The 17047-nt window shown below is 53.7% G+C and carries 13 protein-coding genes; 10 read left to right on the top strand and 3 right to left on the bottom strand.

The features are described from left to right. Positions 1 to 49 precede the first annotated feature (49 nt). From lolA to ACT3RT_RS07335, 10 genes are all read left to right on the top strand, one after another. Positions 50 to 661 carry an outer membrane lipoprotein periplasmic chaperone LolA gene (lolA, locus tag ACT3RT_RS07380; protein WP_034789137.1) on the top strand — a complete coding sequence of 204 codons (612 nt, stop codon included), beginning with the start codon at positions 50 to 52 and terminating at the stop codon, positions 659 to 661. A gap of 7 nt (positions 662 to 668) precedes the next feature. Continuing rightward, on the top strand, positions 669 to 2012 hold the full coding sequence (locus ACT3RT_RS07375; RefSeq protein ID WP_485902695.1) for a replication-associated recombination protein A: 1344 nt from the start codon (positions 669 to 671) through the stop codon (positions 2010 to 2012). 106 nt (positions 2013 to 2118) lie between these two features. Further along, complete coding sequence (serS, locus tag ACT3RT_RS07370; RefSeq protein WP_353501538.1) at positions 2119 to 3411, top strand: serine--tRNA ligase; 1293 nt, start codon at positions 2119 to 2121, stop codon at positions 3409 to 3411. Positions 3412 to 3697: 286 nt separating this feature from the next. Next, positions 3698 to 6151, top strand: coding sequence for a selenate/tellurate reductase subunit YnfE (gene ynfE, locus ACT3RT_RS07365; RefSeq protein ID WP_496202917.1), 2454 nt, complete (start codon positions 3698 to 3700; stop codon positions 6149 to 6151). A 92-nt stretch (positions 6152 to 6243) separates the two neighbouring features. Continuing rightward, on the top strand, positions 6244 to 8691 hold the full coding sequence (gene dmsA / locus ACT3RT_RS07360) for a dimethylsulfoxide reductase subunit A (protein WP_496202748.1): 2448 nt from the start codon (positions 6244 to 6246) through the stop codon (positions 8689 to 8691). A gap of 11 nt (positions 8692 to 8702) precedes the next feature. After that, a complete protein-coding gene (locus ACT3RT_RS07355) occupies positions 8703 to 9320 on the top strand; it encodes a DMSO/selenate family reductase complex B subunit (RefSeq protein ID WP_100937623.1) in 618 nt (205 codons plus the stop codon). 1 nt (position 9321) lies between these two features. Beyond that, on the top strand, positions 9322 to 10179 hold the full coding sequence (locus ACT3RT_RS07350; RefSeq protein WP_353501540.1) for a dimethyl sulfoxide reductase anchor subunit family protein: 858 nt from the start codon (positions 9322 to 9324) through the stop codon (positions 10177 to 10179). Between the two features lie 54 nt (positions 10180 to 10233). Next, positions 10234 to 10842, top strand: coding sequence for a Tat proofreading chaperone DmsD (gene dmsD, locus ACT3RT_RS07345; RefSeq protein WP_496202747.1), 609 nt, complete (start codon positions 10234 to 10236; stop codon positions 10840 to 10842). After that, positions 10842 to 11402 (top strand): ferredoxin-type protein NapF, encoded by a 561-nt coding sequence (napF, locus tag ACT3RT_RS07340; protein ID WP_496202746.1) that lies wholly within the window; start codon positions 10842 to 10844, stop codon positions 11400 to 11402. The genes dmsD and napF overlap by 1 nt, the downstream gene beginning before the upstream one ends. Positions 11403 to 11541: 139 nt before the next feature. After that, positions 11542 to 12687, top strand: a complete 1146-nt coding sequence (locus ACT3RT_RS07335; RefSeq protein ID WP_485902683.1) for an MFS transporter — start codon at positions 11542 to 11544, stop codon at positions 12685 to 12687. Between the two features lie 73 nt (positions 12688 to 12760). On the opposite strand, the gene pflA is transcribed toward ACT3RT_RS07335, so the two are convergent. The 3 genes from pflA to focA all read right to left on the bottom strand — a co-directional run bounded on the left by pflA (position 12761) and on the right by focA (position 17029). After that, on the bottom strand, positions 12761 to 13501 hold the full coding sequence (pflA, locus tag ACT3RT_RS07330) for a pyruvate formate lyase 1-activating protein (RefSeq protein ID WP_034789169.1): 741 nt from the start codon (positions 13499 to 13501) through the stop codon (positions 12761 to 12763). Positions 13502 to 13813: 312 nt separating this feature from the next. Then, positions 13814 to 16096 carry a formate C-acetyltransferase gene (gene pflB, locus ACT3RT_RS07325; RefSeq protein WP_353501544.1) on the bottom strand — a complete coding sequence of 761 codons (2283 nt, stop codon included), beginning with the start codon at positions 16094 to 16096 and terminating at the stop codon, positions 13814 to 13816. A 75-nt stretch (positions 16097 to 16171) separates the two neighbouring features. Then, on the bottom strand, positions 16172 to 17029 hold the full coding sequence (gene focA, locus ACT3RT_RS07320; RefSeq protein WP_396132005.1) for a formate transporter FocA: 858 nt from the start codon (positions 17027 to 17029) through the stop codon (positions 16172 to 16174). Between the last annotated feature and the right edge of the window lie 18 nt (positions 17030 to 17047).

Raw genomic sequence — 17047 nt, 5'->3', positions numbered from 1 at the left:
ACATAAGGCAACGTCTGAATCAAAAATGGTTTCTGAGGTAGAGATAAGAATGAAAAAATTGTTAGTTGTTGGTTGTTTATTGACAGCATTTACTTCCGCCTCGGTTTTAGCCGATGCCAGCAGTGACCTGAAAAGTCGCTTGGGCAAGCTGAATACTTTCCATGCCAGTTTCACGCAAACCGTTACCAGTGATGACGGCGCCGCCGTGCAGCAAGGTGAAGGTGAACTGTGGGTTAAACGTCCTAACTTGTTTAACTGGCACATGACCTCACCGGATGAAAGCATTCTGGTTTCCGATGGTAAAACCCTGTGGTTCTACAACCCATTTGTTGAGCAAGTCACGGCAACTTGGCTGAAAAACGCCACCGGTAACACGCCGTTTATGCTGATCACGCGTAACGACAGCAGTGACTGGGCCAAGTACAACGTTAAACAAAAAGGCGATGATTTCGAATTAACGCCAAAAACGGCAGCCGGTAATCTGAAGCAGTTTGCGATCACCGTGACACCAACCGGCACCATCAAAAGCTTTACCGCGGTGGAGCAAGATGGTCAGAAAAGCGCGTATAGCCTGAAAGGCGAGCAGAACGCGTCGGTTGATGATGCCAAATTCAAATTTACACCGCCGAAAGGCGTGACGGTGGACGACCAGCGTCAGTGAGGTCCCTTTGAGTAATCTGTCACTCGATTTTTCCCATAATGAGTTCCAGCCACTGGCCGCAAGAATGCGGCCAGTTTCACTTGCAGAATACATCGGCCAGCAGCACCTTTTAGCCGCTGGCAAGCCGCTACCGCGCGCGATAGAAGCGGGGCAGCTGCATTCGATGATTTTGTGGGGGCCGCCGGGCACCGGGAAAACGACGCTGGCGGAGCTGATAGGGCGCTACGCCAACGCCGACGTCGAGCGTATCTCGGCGGTGACTTCAGGCATCAAAGAGATCCGCGAAGCCATTGAACGTGCGCGGCAGAATCGCGACGCGGGCCGTCGCACCATCCTCTTTGTGGACGAGGTGCACCGTTTCAACAAAAGCCAGCAAGATGCTTTCTTGCCGCACATTGAAGATGGCACCATCACCTTTATTGGCGCGACCACCGAAAACCCCTCTTTTGAACTGAATTCGGCACTGCTGTCCCGCGCCCGTGTCTATCTGCTCAAATCGCTCACTGCCGAGGATATTGAAAAAGTTATCGAGCAGGCGCTGACCAACAAAGAGCGCGGCTACGCCGATCAGAAAATTGTGGTTCCCGCTGAAACTCGCCGCATGCTGGCCGAGCTGGTCAACGGCGATGCGCGGCGTGCGCTAAATAGTATCGAGATGATGGCCGACATGGCCGAAATCGACAAAAAAGGCGTGAGAACCCTGACGCCTGAATTGTTGAAGGAGATCTCCGGTGAGCGCAGCGCGCGTTTCGACAATAAAGGTGACCGGTATTACGATTTGATCTCCGCGCTGCATAAATCGGTGCGCGGCTCATCCCCCGACGCCGCGCTGTACTGGTATGCGCGTATTATCACCGCCGGTGGTGACCCGCTCTATGTGGCGCGCCGCCTGTTGGCTATTGCCTCAGAAGATGTTGGCAATGCCGACCCGCGCGGCATGCAGGTAGCAATTGCCGCCTGGGACTGTTTCACCCGCGTCGGCCCGGCCGAGGGCGAACGGGCGATTGCCCAGGCCATCGTCTATCTTGCCTGTGCGCCAAAAAGTAATGCTGTTTACACTGCGTTTAAAGCCGCGATGCGCGATGCCCGCGAACAGTCTGACTACGACGTCCCAGAGCATTTACGCAATGCGCCGACCAAGCTGATGAAAGAAATGGGGCTGGGCGCAGAGTACCGTTATGCCCATGATGAACCCAATGCTTACGCTGCCGGTGAGAACTATTTCCCGCCACAAATGGCTAACACCCAGTACTATTATCCTTCTTCTCGCGGTCTGGAGGGTAAGATTGGTGAAAAGCTGGCATGGTTGACTGAACAAGATCAAAATAGCCCGACAAAACGCTACCGCTAATATTGCTGTTGCGGTAAGGTTACTTCTGATAACTCTTTGACATGCTGCCTATTCAGGCGGCGTGCTTCATCTAATTCACATTCAAAACAACACGTACAGGATTAGCATGCTCGATCCCAATCTGCTGCGTAATGAGCTAGACGCAGTTGCAGAAAAACTGGCTCGCAGAGGTTTTAAACTCGATGTGGAAACGCTGCGTTCTCAAGAAGAACGTCGCAAAGTCTTGCAAGTAGAAACGGAAACTCTGCAGGCAGAACGTAATGCACGATCGAAATCGATCGGTGCAGCGAAAGCCCGTGGCGAAGACATCGAGCCCCTGCGTCAGGAAGTTAATGAGCTGGGTGAGAGATTGGATGCGGCGAAAGCAGAACTTGATGCTTTGCAGACGGCTATTCGCGACATCGCTTCTGCGATCCCGAACCTGCCAGATGACTCTGTTCCAGCCGGCAAAGATGAAAACGATAATCAGGAAATCAGTCGCTGGGGCACTCCGCGCCAGTATGGCTTTGAAGTTCGCGATCACGTTTCACTGGGCGAACTGGCCGGTGGGCTTGATTTCGCTTCCGCCGTTAAGCTGACGGGTTCGCGCTTTGTAGTGATGAAGGGGCAGATCGCTCGCATGCACCGTGCACTGGCCCAGTTTATGCTGGACCTGCATACTGAGCAGCATGGCTACAGCGAAACTTACGTACCTTACTTGGTAAACCAAGACACGCTGTTCGGCACAGGTCAATTACCGAAGTTTGGTGAAGACCTGTTCCACACCAAGCCTTTGGGCGAAGAAGCGGGGAGCAGCAACTACGCGCTGATCCCAACGGCTGAAGTTCCACTGACCAACCTGCTGCGCGACGAGATTGTTGAAGAAGAGTCACTGCCAATCAAACTGACTGCGCATACTCCGTGCTTCCGCTCCGAGGCTGGCTCTTACGGTCGTGACACCCGTGGTCTGATCCGTATGCACCAGTTCGACAAAGTTGAGATGGTGCAGATTGTTCGCCCGGAAGACTCGATGCAAGCTCTGGAAGAGCTGACTAGCCACGCTGAAAAAGTGTTGCAGCTGCTCAACCTGCCATACCGCAAAGTGCTGCTGTGTACTGGCGATATGGGCTTCGGCTCAACCAAAACGTATGACTTAGAAGTCTGGTTGCCAGCGCAGGACACTTACCGCGAAATCTCTTCCTGCTCCAACATGGGTGATTTCCAGGCTCGTCGCATGCAGGCTCGCTGCCGCAGCAAAACTGAGAAAAAGCCGCGTCTGGTTCATACCCTGAACGGTTCTGGCTTAGCGGTTGGCCGTACTCTGGTTGCCGTGCTGGAAAACTATCAGTTGGAAGATGGCCGCATTGAAGTGCCAGAAGTTCTGCGTCCGTACATGCGTGGACTGGAAGTGATCGGCTAATAGCGCTATATATTTAATAATATAGCGAAAGGGCGCCTTCGGGCGCCTTTTTTACGTTTTAAAGTGTGCGCCACTCGAAACAATTCACTGCTCTGCTTAAGTAAAGCCCTCCTTTCTTGATAGCAAACAAAGTTTGCTAACCACTAATGAGTAATATCCCCTGCGTAAGAGTGGGTATAAATCATCTGATCATAACGTCTTAGCCCGCTCTCCCTGACCTGATAACTGATCTTCAATGCCCGTGTCGACATGGACTCGCTATCAGGAAAATCACATGGAGCAGAGCATGCGGGATAAAAAGCCAACACAACCTGTCGAAAAAGGCGGTATCAGCCGCCGTACCCTGATGAAATCATCAACTCTTGCCGGGCTAGCGCTGGCTTCGGGGAGTGTCTGTTTACCATTCAGCCGCAAAGCCGTCGCCGATGCCATCCAACCCGCTGCCCATCAGGCAGCAGAGAAAGTGGTCTGGGGCGCGTGCTCGGTCAACTGCGGCAGCCGCTGCGCTCTGCGGCTGCACGTGCGCGACGAAGAAGTTTATTGGGTTGAAACCGACAACACCGGCAATGACCAGTATGGCGATCATCAGGTGCGAGCCTGCCTGCGCGGGCGCTCTATTCGCCGCCGCATGAATCACCCCGAGCGACTCAACTACCCGATGAAACGGGTAGGGAAGCGCGGTGAAGGCAAGTTCAAACGCATCAGCTGGGATGAAGCTTTCGATGAAATTGCCAATAATTTAAAGCGAATCGTCGCCAAGTACGGCAATGAAGCGGTTTACATCAACTATACGTCCGGTATCGTCGGCGGCAATATTACGCGCTCCTCGCCTTATGCCTCTTTAGTGGCCCGTCTGATGAACTGCTACGGCGGCTTCCTCAGCCATTACGGCACCTACAGTACCGCGCAGATCAGTTGCGCCATGCCTTACACCTATGGCAGCAACGACGGCAATAGCACCTCAGATATTGAAAACAGCAAGCTGGTAGTACTTTTCGGCAATAACCCGGCGGAAACGCGCATGAGCGGCGGCGGGATCACTTACTACCTCGAACAGGCCCGCGAGCGATCTAATGCGCGCATGATTGTCATCGATCCGCGCTATACCGACACCGCCGCCGGGCGCGAAGATGAGTGGATCCCCATTCGTCCGGGCACCGACGCCGCCTTGGTCGCCGGCCTGGCGCACGTGTTAATCACAGAAAATCTGGTCGATCAAGCCTTTCTCGACAGCTATTGCATCGGTTATGACGAGAAAACGTTGCCAGCAGGGGCACCAGAAAATAGTCATTACAAAGCCTATATTTTAGGGACAGGTGCAGACGCCACGGCGAAAACCCCGGAGTGGGCATCACATATCACCGGTATTCCGGCCGAGCGTATTATCAAGCTGGCGCGTGAGATGGGTCAGACGAAACCGGCCTATATTTCTCAGGGCTGGGGGCCGCAGCGCCAAGCCAACGGCGAGCTGACTTCGCGGGCTATCGCTATGTTGCCAATCCTGACCGGCAATGTGGGCATCAACGGCGGCAACAGCGGAGCGCGTGAGTCCACTTACACCATTACCATTGAGCGTATGCCGGTATTAACCAATCCGGTGAAGACGCAGATCTCCTGCTTTAGCTGGACCGACGCTATCTTCCGCGGTCCGGAAATGACGGCCGAAAAAGATGGCGTTCGCGGCAAAGCCAAGCTGGACGTGCCGATCAAGTTCATCTGGAACTATGCCGGTAACACCATCACCAATCAGCATTCGGACATAAATAAAACCCACGACATTCTGCAAGACGACAGCCAGTGCGAAATGATTGTCGTGCTGGAAAACTTCATGACCTCCTCGGCGAAATATGCCGACATCCTGCTTCCAGATCTGATGACCACCGAGCAGGAGGACATCATCCCGAATGATTACGCTGGCAACATGGGGTATCTGATCTTCATTCAGCCCGCCACCAAACCCAAGTTTGAGCGCAAAGGCATTTATGAGGTGATGAGTGAAGTGGCCCGTCGCCTTGGTCCAGAGGTACACAGCAAGTTTACGGAAAACCGTACCCAGCGCGAATGGCTTCAGTATCTGTACGCCAAAATGCTCGCCAAAGATCCGACATTACCGGCCTATGAAGAGCTGCGCCAGATGGGTATCTATAAGCGCAAAGACCCGAATGGCCACTTTGTCGCGTATAAAAAATTCCGCGAAGACCCGCAGGCTAACCCGCTGAAAACCCCTTCCGGCAAGATTGAAATCTACTCCTCGGCGTTGGCGGATATCGCCTCGCGCTGGGAGTTGGAGAAGGACGAAACCATCAGCCCGTTGCCGGTTTATGCCTCGACCTTTGAAGGCTGGGATGACCCAATGCGCAGCCAATATCCGCTGCAGATGTTCGGATTCCACTACAAGGCGCGTACCCACTCGACCTACGGCAATATCGATATTTTGCAAGCCGCCTGCCGTCAGGAGGTATGGATCAACCCACTGGATGCACAGGGCCGTGGCATTAAAAACGGCGACGCGGTGCGCGTATTTAACGGGCGAGGAGAGGTGCGAGTGGCCGCCAAGGTGACGCCAAGGATCATGCCGGGCGTGGTGGCGATGGGGCAGGGAGCCTGGCATCAGGCCAACATGGCCGGAGATCGCGTCGATCACGGCGCCTGTATGAACACCCTGACCACGCATCGCGCCTCGCCATTAGCCAAGGGCAATCCGCAACATACCAATCTGATTCAAATAGAAAAAGTGTAAACCGAGGCAATGGACCAAGAGATCCATTGCCCATCTAGCCATACCAAGTTTCGCCTCTGGGCAACACCCGTGAGGATATTTAGGAGCAAGTAATGTCGATAAACAAACAAGGGAAAGCGTCGCAGGGCGCGGGGTTAAGCCGCCGCACCTTGATGAAAAGTTCCGCTCTGGTTGGCCTGGCCGCCGCTGCCGGTGGCATCTCGTTGCCATTCCGACAGGCACGCGCCGACCAATCGCCAGCCACGGCTACCGCTCAGAATGAAAAAGTAGTCTGGAGCGCCTGTACCGTGAACTGCGGTAGCCGCTGTCCGTTGCGGATGCACGTGGTCGATGGCGAAATTCGCTATGTGGAAACCGATAACACCGGCAATGACGATTATGAAGGGCTGCATCAAGTTCGTGCCTGCCTGCGCGGTCGCTCCATGCGCCGCCGCGTGTATAACCCGGACCGCCTGAAATATCCGATGAAACGAGTCGGCGCGCGCGGCGAAGGCAAATTCGTGCGCATCAGCTGGGAGGAGGCTTTCGACACCCTCGCCGGCAGCATGAAGAAGATCATCAGCCAGTACGGCAACGAAGCGATTTATCTCAACTACGGCACCGGCACGCTGGGCGGCACCATGACCCGTTCATGGCCACCGGGCGCGACGCTGATTGCCCGTCTGATGAACTGCTGCGGCGGCTACCTCAACCATTACGGCGACTACAGCTCGGCGCAGATCGCCGAAGGGCTGAACTACACCTACGGCGGCTGGGCGGATGGCAACAGCCCGTCGGATATTGAAAACAGCAAACTGGTAGTGCTGTTCGGCAACAACCCTGGCGAAACGCGCATGAGCGGCGGCGGGGTGACTTACTACATTGAACAAGCGAGGCAAAAATCCAAGGCGCGGATGATTATCATCGATCCGCGTTACACCGATACTGGTGCAGGCCGCGAAGATGAGTGGCTGCCGATCCGTCCAGGCACCGACGCCGCACTGGCCGCCGCGCTGGCCCACGTGATGATCAGCGAAAATCTGGTAGATCAGCCCTTCCTCGACAAATACTGCGTCGGCTACGACGAGACAACGCTACCCGAGGGTGCGCCGAAGAATGGCCACTATAAGGCCTATATTCTCGGGCAGGGCGCCGACGGTATCGCCAAAACCCCAAGCTGGGCGGCCAAAATTACCGGCATTTCGGCTGATAAAATCATCAAGCTAGGCCGCGAAATTGGGCAGGCCAAACCGGCATTTATCACCCAAGGCTGGGGGCCACAGCGTCACTCGAATGGCGAAACCGCCACTCGCGCAATAGCCATGCTCGCCATACTGACCGGCAACGTGGGCATTAACGGCGGTAACTCAGGGGCGCGTGAAGGCTCTTACAGCCTGCCTTTTGTGCGCATGCCGACCTTCGAAAACCCGGTTCAGACCAGCATTTCCATGTTTATGTGGACCGACGCGATTTTCCGCGCCAAGGAAATGACTGCCACCCGCGACGGCGTGCGCGGCAAAGAGAAGCTGGATGTGCCGATTAAGTTCATCTGGAACTATGCCGGTAACTGCCTGATAAACCAGCACTCCGACATCAACCGCACTCACGATATTCTTCAGGATGATAAAAAGTGCGAGATGATTGTGGTGATTGATAACCACATGACTTCCTCGGCCAAATACGCCGATATCGTGCTACCGGACTGTACCGCCTCTGAGCAGATGGATTTCTGCCTTGATGCCTCGGCGGGCAACATGTCCTACGTGATTTTTGCCGATCAGGCCATCAAGCCGCGTTTTGAATGCAAAAACATTTATGAAATGACCAGTGAACTGGCCAAGCGCATGGGCGTGGAGCAGAAGTTCACCGAAGGGCGGACGCAGGAAGAGTGGCTGCGCCATCTCTACCTTCAATCCATGCAGGCTATTCCGGCGCTGCCGGATTTCGACACTTTCCGCCAGCAAGGCATGTTCAAACAGCGCGACCCCCAGGGCCATCACGTGGCTTATAAAGCCTTCCGCGAAGACCCAGTGGCAAACCCGCTGGCTACGGCGTCGGGCAAAATCGAAATCTATTCTGCCCAACTGGCAGACATCGCCGCTACGTGGCAGTTGGAAAAGGATGATGTAATCGATCCTCTGCCTGTCTACGCCGCCGGTTTTGAAAACTATGACGACCCGCTCGCCAGCACCTATCCGTTGCAATTAACCGGCTTCCACTACAAGGCCCGCGTGCACTCCACCTACGGCAACGTCGACCTGCTCAAAGCGGCCTGCCGTCAAGAGATGTGGATCAACCCATTAGACGCCGCGGCGCGGGGTATCAGCAATGGCGATATGATCCGCATTTTCAACGCGCGTGGTGAAGTGCAAATTGCCGCCAAAGTGACGCCGCGCATGATGCCGGGCGTGGTGGCTCTCGGGGAAGGGGCCTGGTACTCGCCGGACAGCAAGCGCATCGACCGCGCCGGCAGCATCAACGTTCTGACTTCACAACGGCCTTCCCCTCTGGCGAAAGGTAATCCTTCTCATACCAACCTTGTGCAAGTGGCGAAGGTTTAAAGGACTAAATTATGACAACCCAATACGGTTTTTATATAGATTCAAGCCGCTGCACCGGGTGCAAAACCTGCGAGCTGGCCTGTAAAGATTTCAAAAACTTAACGCCGGACGTCAATTTCCGCCGCATTTATGAATATGCCGGCGGCGACTGGCAGCAGGACGGCGACGGCTGGCATCAAAACGTCTATGCCTACTACCTCTCTATCTCCTGCAACCACTGCGAAGACCCGGCGTGCACCAAAGTCTGCCCGAGCGGCGCGATGCATAAACGCGAAGATGGCTTCGTGGTGGTCAATGAAGAGGTGTGCATCGGCTGTCGCTATTGCCACATGGCCTGTCCTTACGGCGCGCCGCAGTACAACGCGGCTAAGGGGCACATGACTAAGTGTGATGGCTGCTACGAGCGCATTGCCGAAGGCAAAAAGCCGATTTGTGTCGAATCTTGCCCGCTGCGCGCGCTGGATATGGCACCGATTGAAGAGCTTCGCGAGAAATACGGCACGCTGGCGCAGGTCGCTCCACTGCCGGGCGCGCACTTTACCAAGCCGAATATTGTGATTAAGCCGAACGCGAACAGCCGTCCGGTCGGCGACACCACGGGTTACTTAGCTAACCCGAAGGAGGTTTAAGATGGGAAACGGATGGCATGAATGGCCTTTGATGGTCTTTACGGTGTTAGGCCAGTGCGTGGTCGGCGGTTTTATTGTGCTGGCGATCGCGCTGTTGGGGAATAGAACGCGGGAAGAGACGCGCCGCATTCACCTTTCTATGTTCTTTCTCTGGGTGCTGATGGCGGTGGCGTTTATTGCTTCAGTGCTGCACTTAGGGTCGCCGCTGCGCGCCTTCAACTCGCTAAATCGCCTTGGCGCATCGCCGCTGAGTAATGAGATTGGCAGCGGCTCGCTGTTCTTCGCTTTGGGCGGCATTTACTGGCTGCTGGCGGTATTGAATAAGATGCCGCAGGCGCTGGGCAAGGTTTGGCTGGTGGTCACCATGCTGGCGGGCGTTGGCTTTGTTTACGCCATGTGCCGGGTGTATGAAATCGACACCGTGCCGACCTGGGACAATGCTTTCACGGCACTCAACTTTGCTCTTACCGTGCTGATTGGCGGCCCGCTGCTGGGCTATTTGCTGCTGCGCGGCGCGAACATCCAAGGGTGCGGACTCAGGCTGCTGCCGATGATTAGCGTGGTGGCTCTGGTGGCGAGTATCGCGGTGATGATGATGCAAAGCGCCAGTCTGGCAGGCATTAACAGCTCGGTACAGGCCGCTTCGGCACTTATCCCGCAATACGGCGCGCTGTCGGTATGGCGCGTGGTGTTGGTGGTACTCGGGCTGGGCTGCTGGATTTGCCCACTGGTGATGCGTAAACGCCCGGCGGTGGCCTCGCTGGTTCTGGCCTTCGTGCTGGTATTTGCCGGTGAGCTGATCGGACGCGCCATTTTCTATGGTCTGCATATGACCGTGGGTGTTGCCATCGGCAGCTAAGCTTCACAGGGCCCGCGCCGTCTTGAGGCCGCGCGGGCTAAATATGAGTTAACTATGTCTACTGAAACCATCGCCGTTACCGGCAAAGTGCTGGGCGCACTGCTTTACTTCCCGCCCGATTCACCGCAGGTTTTCCCGCTGGTTCAATGGCTGCAAGAGGGGGCGTGGAAAAGCGAATGGCCCTATTTAACGGCTAACGCTGCAGCTGATATCGAGGCTTTATTGCAGCAAAGTTTGCGTGAGGAAGAGTCCTGCGAAGAGGCGTTTCAGCGGCTGTTTGTCGGGCCATATGCCTTACCGGCTCCGCCTTGGGGTTCAGTCTATCTGGATAAAGAGAGCGTCCTGTTTGGCGATTCAACCCTCAAACTGCGCGAGTGGATGCGCCAGCGCGGCATTGAATCTCAGCTTGTTCAGGCCGAACCCGAAGATCACATTGGCTTAATGCTGATGATGGCCAGCTGGCTGGCGGAAAACGATCCCCAGCATCTTGACGCGTTTTTGGCCGAGCACCTGCTGCCTTGGTCTTCGCGCTATTTGTCCTTGCTCGAGCATGGCGCGGTGCATCCGTTTTATCAAGCCGTAGCGCGTCTGGCGCAAGTCACGCTGGATGGCTGGCAGCAGTTCTGCCCATTGGCGGTGGTTGAGCAGGAGCTTTACCGTTAATGAGCGATTCGCGTGATGCCAATTACTATCGGGCGTGGATGAGTTCGCGGAAAGTTAGCCGTCGCGGGCTGTTTCGCGGCTTCTTCGCCTCCGGCCAGCGCGCCGTTGAAGACAATCGCGATGCCGGCGTGTTAGTTCGCCAGTGCGCTCGCCCGCCACAGGCCATCGCCGAGCCGCTTTTTTTACAAGCGTGCGACGGCTGCGGGGAGTGCCGCGATGCCTGCCCGATGGGCATCATCGCCGTGGAACAGGGCAAGGCAACGCTGCAAATTGAGTACGCCGAGTGCGACTTTTGCGGTGCTTGCACTCACGCCTGTCAGCGCGGCGCATTAGAGGCGACGGTGGTGATGGATACCGGGCTGCGTCCGGTTATTTCTCAGCAGTGTCTGGGACGCCTCGATAACTTGTGCAGAATGTGTGAAATAGCCTGTCCGCGGACGGCAATATTTTTTAATCAACATAATCAACCGGTGATAAATAACGATAACTGTAACGGCTGCGGTAAATGCAAACTCGTTTGTTATCATGGTGATATTAGTTTGTCATTACAACCTTCATGAGTTCTTAGCGTTGGATTGATTAGCGTTTTAAATCATCGACTCACAGTTTGTGCTGATACCGATTTTCAGCCAATTGACTTTTAAATCGCCAGTGGCATGATGCGCGCAATTTCTTCGCTTCTTGGTCGCCAACTTCCCTATGTCCGCCTACTCTCGCCCGGTAATTTTATTATTATGTGGGCTACTTTTGCTGACGGTTTCTATCGCTGTACTCAGTACACTAGTGCCGCTTTGGCTCAGCCATGAAATGCTGCCTACCTGGCAGGTCGGACTGGTGAGTTCATCCTATTATTCGGGCAACCTGGTTGGCACGCTGATCGCCGGGGTGGTGATTAAAAAGCTCGGCTTCAACCGCAGTTATTACCTCTCCTGCATGGTGTTTGCCGCCGCGACCGCCGGACTGGCACTGTCAATGAGCTTCTGGAGTTGGATCAGCTGGCGCTTTATGGCCGGTGTGGGCTGTGCGCTGATTTGGGTCATTGTGGAAAGTGCTCTGCTGCGCAGCGGGACAGTGCGTAACCGAGGTCAACTGCTGGCGGCCTACATGATCATCTATTATATCGGTACCGTGGTCGGACAGCTGATGCTCGGCATAGTCTCGACCGAGCTGTTCAGCGTGCTGCCGTGGGTGACATCGCTTATCGCCATTTCCATCCTGCCGCTGCTGTTCACCCAGATAACCAATCAGGACAGCGAGCTGCCGCGCACCTCTATTTGGCCGATGCTAAAACGTCGCAGCGCGCGCTTGGGTATCAACGGCTGCGTGATTTCAGGCATTATTCTCGGCTCGCTGTACGGCTTAATGCCGCTGTTCCTTAACCATCAGGGCATGAGCGATGCTGACGTGGGATATTGGATGGCGTTGCTGGTCAGTTCGGGGATCATCGGGCAGTGGCCGGTAGGGCGTTTGGCCGACCGTTATGGTCGCCTGATTGTGCTGCGTGTGCAGGTGTTTGTGGTGATCCTTGGCAGTATTGCGATGCTCAGTGGCTATGCGATGGCGCCAACCCTGTTTATCCTCGGCTGCGCGGGCTTTACTCTCTATCCGGTGGCGATGTCATGGGCCTGTGAGAAGGTCAATCCGGAAGAGCTGGTGGCGATGAATCAGGCGCTGTTGATGAGCTACACCATCGGCAGCCTTGCCGGGCCAACCATGACCGCGATGCTGATGCAAAACTATTCCGACCGTCTACTTTTTGTGATGATTGCCGCCGTGGCTCTGGTTTATCTGGTAGTTCTGCTGCGTAAAGCTGACAAACATCAGACTCCGGTGGCAACCGCCTAAAGCCAACTCACGGTAAACAGACATAAAAAAGCCCGAACCTTCGGGCTTTTTTGTTTGTGCAGATACGGAAGGGTTAGTACATCACTTTGTGGCCGTAGCCTTCAAGAATGCCTTTCACTCTGTCCATGATCTCTTTAGTTGGCGGGTTTACGCCGTCCAGACCATAGGTCTCGCCCATGGCGGTCCATTTGTGTTTACCCAGCTCATGGTAGGGCAGCAGCTCAATCTTCTCGATGTTGGTCATGTCTTTGGTGAACTCACCGAGCAGATGCGCCGATTTGTCATCATCCGACCAACCCGGAACCACTACATAACGGATCCAGGTACGCTGATTGCGTTTTGCCAGATAACGGGCGAATTCCAGCGTGCGGTGGTTCGACACGCCAACCAGATTCTGGTGAATATCGTCATTCATCTGTTTGAGGTCGAGCATGACTAAGTCAGTCACGTCGAGCAGCTCATCAATTACCGGGTCATAGCGACGAACAAACCCGTTGGTGTCGAGACAGGTATTGATGCCTTCTTTCTGGCACGCGCGGAACCAGTCGCGCACGAATTCAGCTTGCAGGATCGCTTCACCGCCCGAAGCCGTAACCCCGCCGCCCGAGGCGTTCATGAAGTGGCGATAGGTGACCACTTCACTCATTAAATCTTCAACATTGATCTCTTTGCCTCCATGGGTGTCCCACGTATCGCGGTTGTGGCAATACATGCAACGCATCAGGCAACCCTGGAAGAACACAATAAAACGTATGCCTGGGCCATCTACCGTGCCACAGGATTCATAAGAGTGGATGCGACCTTGAACTGACATTGCGGGTTTTTCTCCAATATTGACCAATAAGTTGCAGTCTAAATGCGCGGATGCTGGCCTGGCAGAGATAAACTGAAAGTAACCCCATATCCTTGAGGATTCTCTGGTTGCTACTTGTTAATAATAACAGACAATTAGTAAGGTTGATTGCTATAGCATCGCGGATTTGCTTTGCCAGAAGCCTCTGTCACTAAGACTCTGGCAAAGCAGACTTATTCTATAAAGTCTTCATCAAAGAGCAGGGCTTGATGTTAAAAAGGCTCCACGGTTGTGGAGCCTTTATGTTTTGCGGCTAACTTACCGCCGTATTACTTACAGCGTTTTGGTGAAGGTACGGGTGATCACGTCTTGCTGTTGTTCTTTGGTCAGCGAGTTGAAACGTACTGCGTAACCAGATACACGGATGGTCAATTGCGGATATTTTTCCGGATTTTCCATCGCATCTAACAGCATTTCACGGTTCATCACGTTGACGTTCAGGTGCTGACCGCCTTCGATGTTTGATTCGTGGTGGAAGTAACCATCCATCAAGCCAGCAAGGTTGGCTTTACGGACATCATCATCTTTACCCAGCGCATTTGGCACGATGGAGAAGGTGTATGAAATACCGTCTTTCGCGTAAGCAAACGGCAGTTTAGCGACGGAGGTCAGAGAGGCAACGGCACCTTTCTGGTCACGACCGTGCATTGGGTTAGCACCCGGACCGAATGGAGCACCGGCGCGGCGACCATCTGGCGTGTTACCGGTTTTCTTACCGTAAACCACGTTAGAGGTGATGGTAAGAACAGACTGAGTTGCCACAGCGCCGCGGTAGGTACGCAGTTTCTGAATTTTCTTCATGAAACGTTCTACCAGGTCACAAGCGATGTCATCTACACGAGAATCGTTGTTACCGAACTGCGGATATTCACCTTCGATTTTGAAGTCAGTCGCCAGACCGTCTTCGTCACGAATTGTCGTCACTTTGGCGTATTTGATTGCAGACAAGGAGTCAGCAGCCACGGACAGGCCTGCGATACCACATGCCATTGTGCGATAAACATCACGGTCGTGCAGCGCCATCAATGCAGCTTCGTAGCTGTATTTGTCGTGCATGTAGTGAATGATGTTCAGGGCAGTCACGTACTGTTTAGCCAACCAGTCCATGAAGTGGTCCATGCGGTCCATAACTTTGTCATAGTCCAGCACTTCATCCATCATTGGCGCTTCTTTCGGGCCAACCTGGATTTTCATTTTTTCATCCACGCCGCCATTGATGGCGTACAACATGGTTTTCGCCAGGTTGGCACGTGCGCCGAAGAACTGCATTTGTTTACCAACAACCATTGGGCTTACGCAGCAAGCAATTGCGTAGTCATCGTTGTTGAAGTCAGGACGCATCAGGTCATCGTTTTCATACTGTACGGATGAAGTATCGATTGAGACTTTTGCTGCGTATTTTTTGAAGTTCAGTGGCAGTTTTTCTGACCACAAGATGGTCATGTTTGGTTCCGGTGAAGGACCCATGGTGTACAGGGTGTTCAGGAAGCGGAAGCTGTTTTTAGTCACCAGAGTACGGCCGTCAACGCCCATACCTGCCAGAGATTCCGTTGCCCAGATTGGGTCACCGGAGAACAGTTCATCGTATTCAGGAGTACGCAGGAAGCGAACCATACGCAGTTTCATAACCAAGTGGTCAATCAGCTCTTGCGCAGCTTCTTCAGTCAGGGTGCCAGCTTTGATATCACGCTCGATGAACACGTCAAGGAAGGTAGATACGCGGCCGAAGGACATTGCTGCACCGTTCTGAGATTTAACCGCGGCCAGGTAGCCGAAGTAAGTCCACTGAACAGCTTCTTGTGCGTTAGTTGCAGGACCTGAAATGTCGTAGCCATATTTCGCTGCCATTTCTTTAATCTGGCCCAGTGCGCGGTGTTGCTCAGAAATCTCTTCGCGCAGTTGGATGGTCATTTCCAGATTTACGCCATTTTCCAGGTCATTTTGCAGAGACTGGAACTGTGCGTATTTGTCAGCCATCAGGTAATCAATACCGTACAGCGCAACGCGACGGTAGTCACCGATGATACGGCCACGGCCGTAGGCATCTGGCAGACCGGTCAGAACGCCGGATTTACGGCAGTTCAGGATGTCTTTAGTGTAAACATCGAAAACGCCTTGGTTGTGGGTTTTGCGGTATTCGGTGAAGACTTTTTTCAGCGCTGGATCCAGTTCACGACCATAAACTTTACATGAACCTTCAACCATCTTAATGCCGCCGAATGGGATCAGGGCACGTTTCAGAGGAGCATCAGTCTGCAGACCGACGATGGTCTCAAGAGATTTGTTGATGTAGCCCGCATCGTGAGAGGTGATAGTTGCCGCGACATCGGTATCAAAATCAACTGGAGCGTGGGTGCTGTTCTCCAGTTTGATGCCTTCCATCACTTTTTCCCACAGGGTAGAAGTCGCTTCAGTTGCGCCAGCTAAGAAAGACTCATCACCTTCATATGGGGTGTAGTTTTTCTGAATGAAGTCACGGACATTAACTTCATTCTGCCATTCGCCAGCACTAAAACCTTGCCATGCGTTGGTCAATTTTTCATTGAGCTTGGACATTATGCACCTACCTTCTAATTTGGCTTTCTTTATAAATCGGTTTGTAAACTTGTTGTGACCAGCAATTCACAGAACTTAGTGTTTTTGCTCATCACGGAGATAAATTACCCAGTACGTCAATCCGACCATTAAACCGCCACCAATGATGTTGCCGATGGTGACTGGGATCAGGTTGTCGATGATAAAGTTACTGATATTCAACTCTGCAAACTGTGCAGGTGTGGTACCAATCGCCTGCCAGAACTCAGGGGAAGCGAAGTTTTTAATCACGATACCGAGAGGGATCATAAACATGTTGGCGATGCTGTGTTCGAAGCCGCTGGCAACGAACATGCCGACAGGGAGGATCATGGCGAACATTTTGTCCATCAGGCTGCGGCCTGAGTAACTCATCCACACCGCCAGACAGACCATCAGGTTAGCTAGAATGCCGAGGCATACGGCTTCGATGAATGTGTGATGCATTTTATGGTCGGCGGTTTGTAGGACATTAAGCCCCCACAGGCCGTTATCAACCATATATTCACCAGAGAACCAGATAAGGGCGACAAAGAACAATGCGCCAATCAAGTTACCAATATAGACATTGACCCAGTTACATGCCAATTGGCCCCATGTGATTCGGCCGCTGGCCTTGGCTATCACGATCAGTACCGTAGAAGTGAAAAGGTCAGCTCCGCACACCACGACCAACATCAGGCCGAGAGAGAAGCAGATACCGCCGACTAATTTAGCCAGACCGTAAGGGACGGCTGCAGTGCCTGTGGTAGAGGTGATATAGAAAACAAATGCAATTGAGATAAAGACACCAGCGGTTATCGCTAAATAGAATGTTTTCAGCGGTTGTTTAGTGGCTTTATAAACGCCAGCATCTTCGGCGACTTTCGCTGTAGCTGCGGGTAACAATAAATTGAAGGGGTTGTCAGCTTTCACAGTAACTCTCTCTGTAAG

Origin of the sequence: Ewingella sp. AOP9-I1-14, from assembly GCF_052375995.1 — a bacterium.
In the GTDB taxonomy this organism is placed as follows: domain Bacteria; phylum Pseudomonadota; class Gammaproteobacteria; order Enterobacterales; family Enterobacteriaceae; genus Ewingella; species Ewingella allii.
The sequence above is the reverse complement of the archived record's forward strand: the minus strand, read 5'-3'. Positions and strand labels throughout refer to the sequence as shown.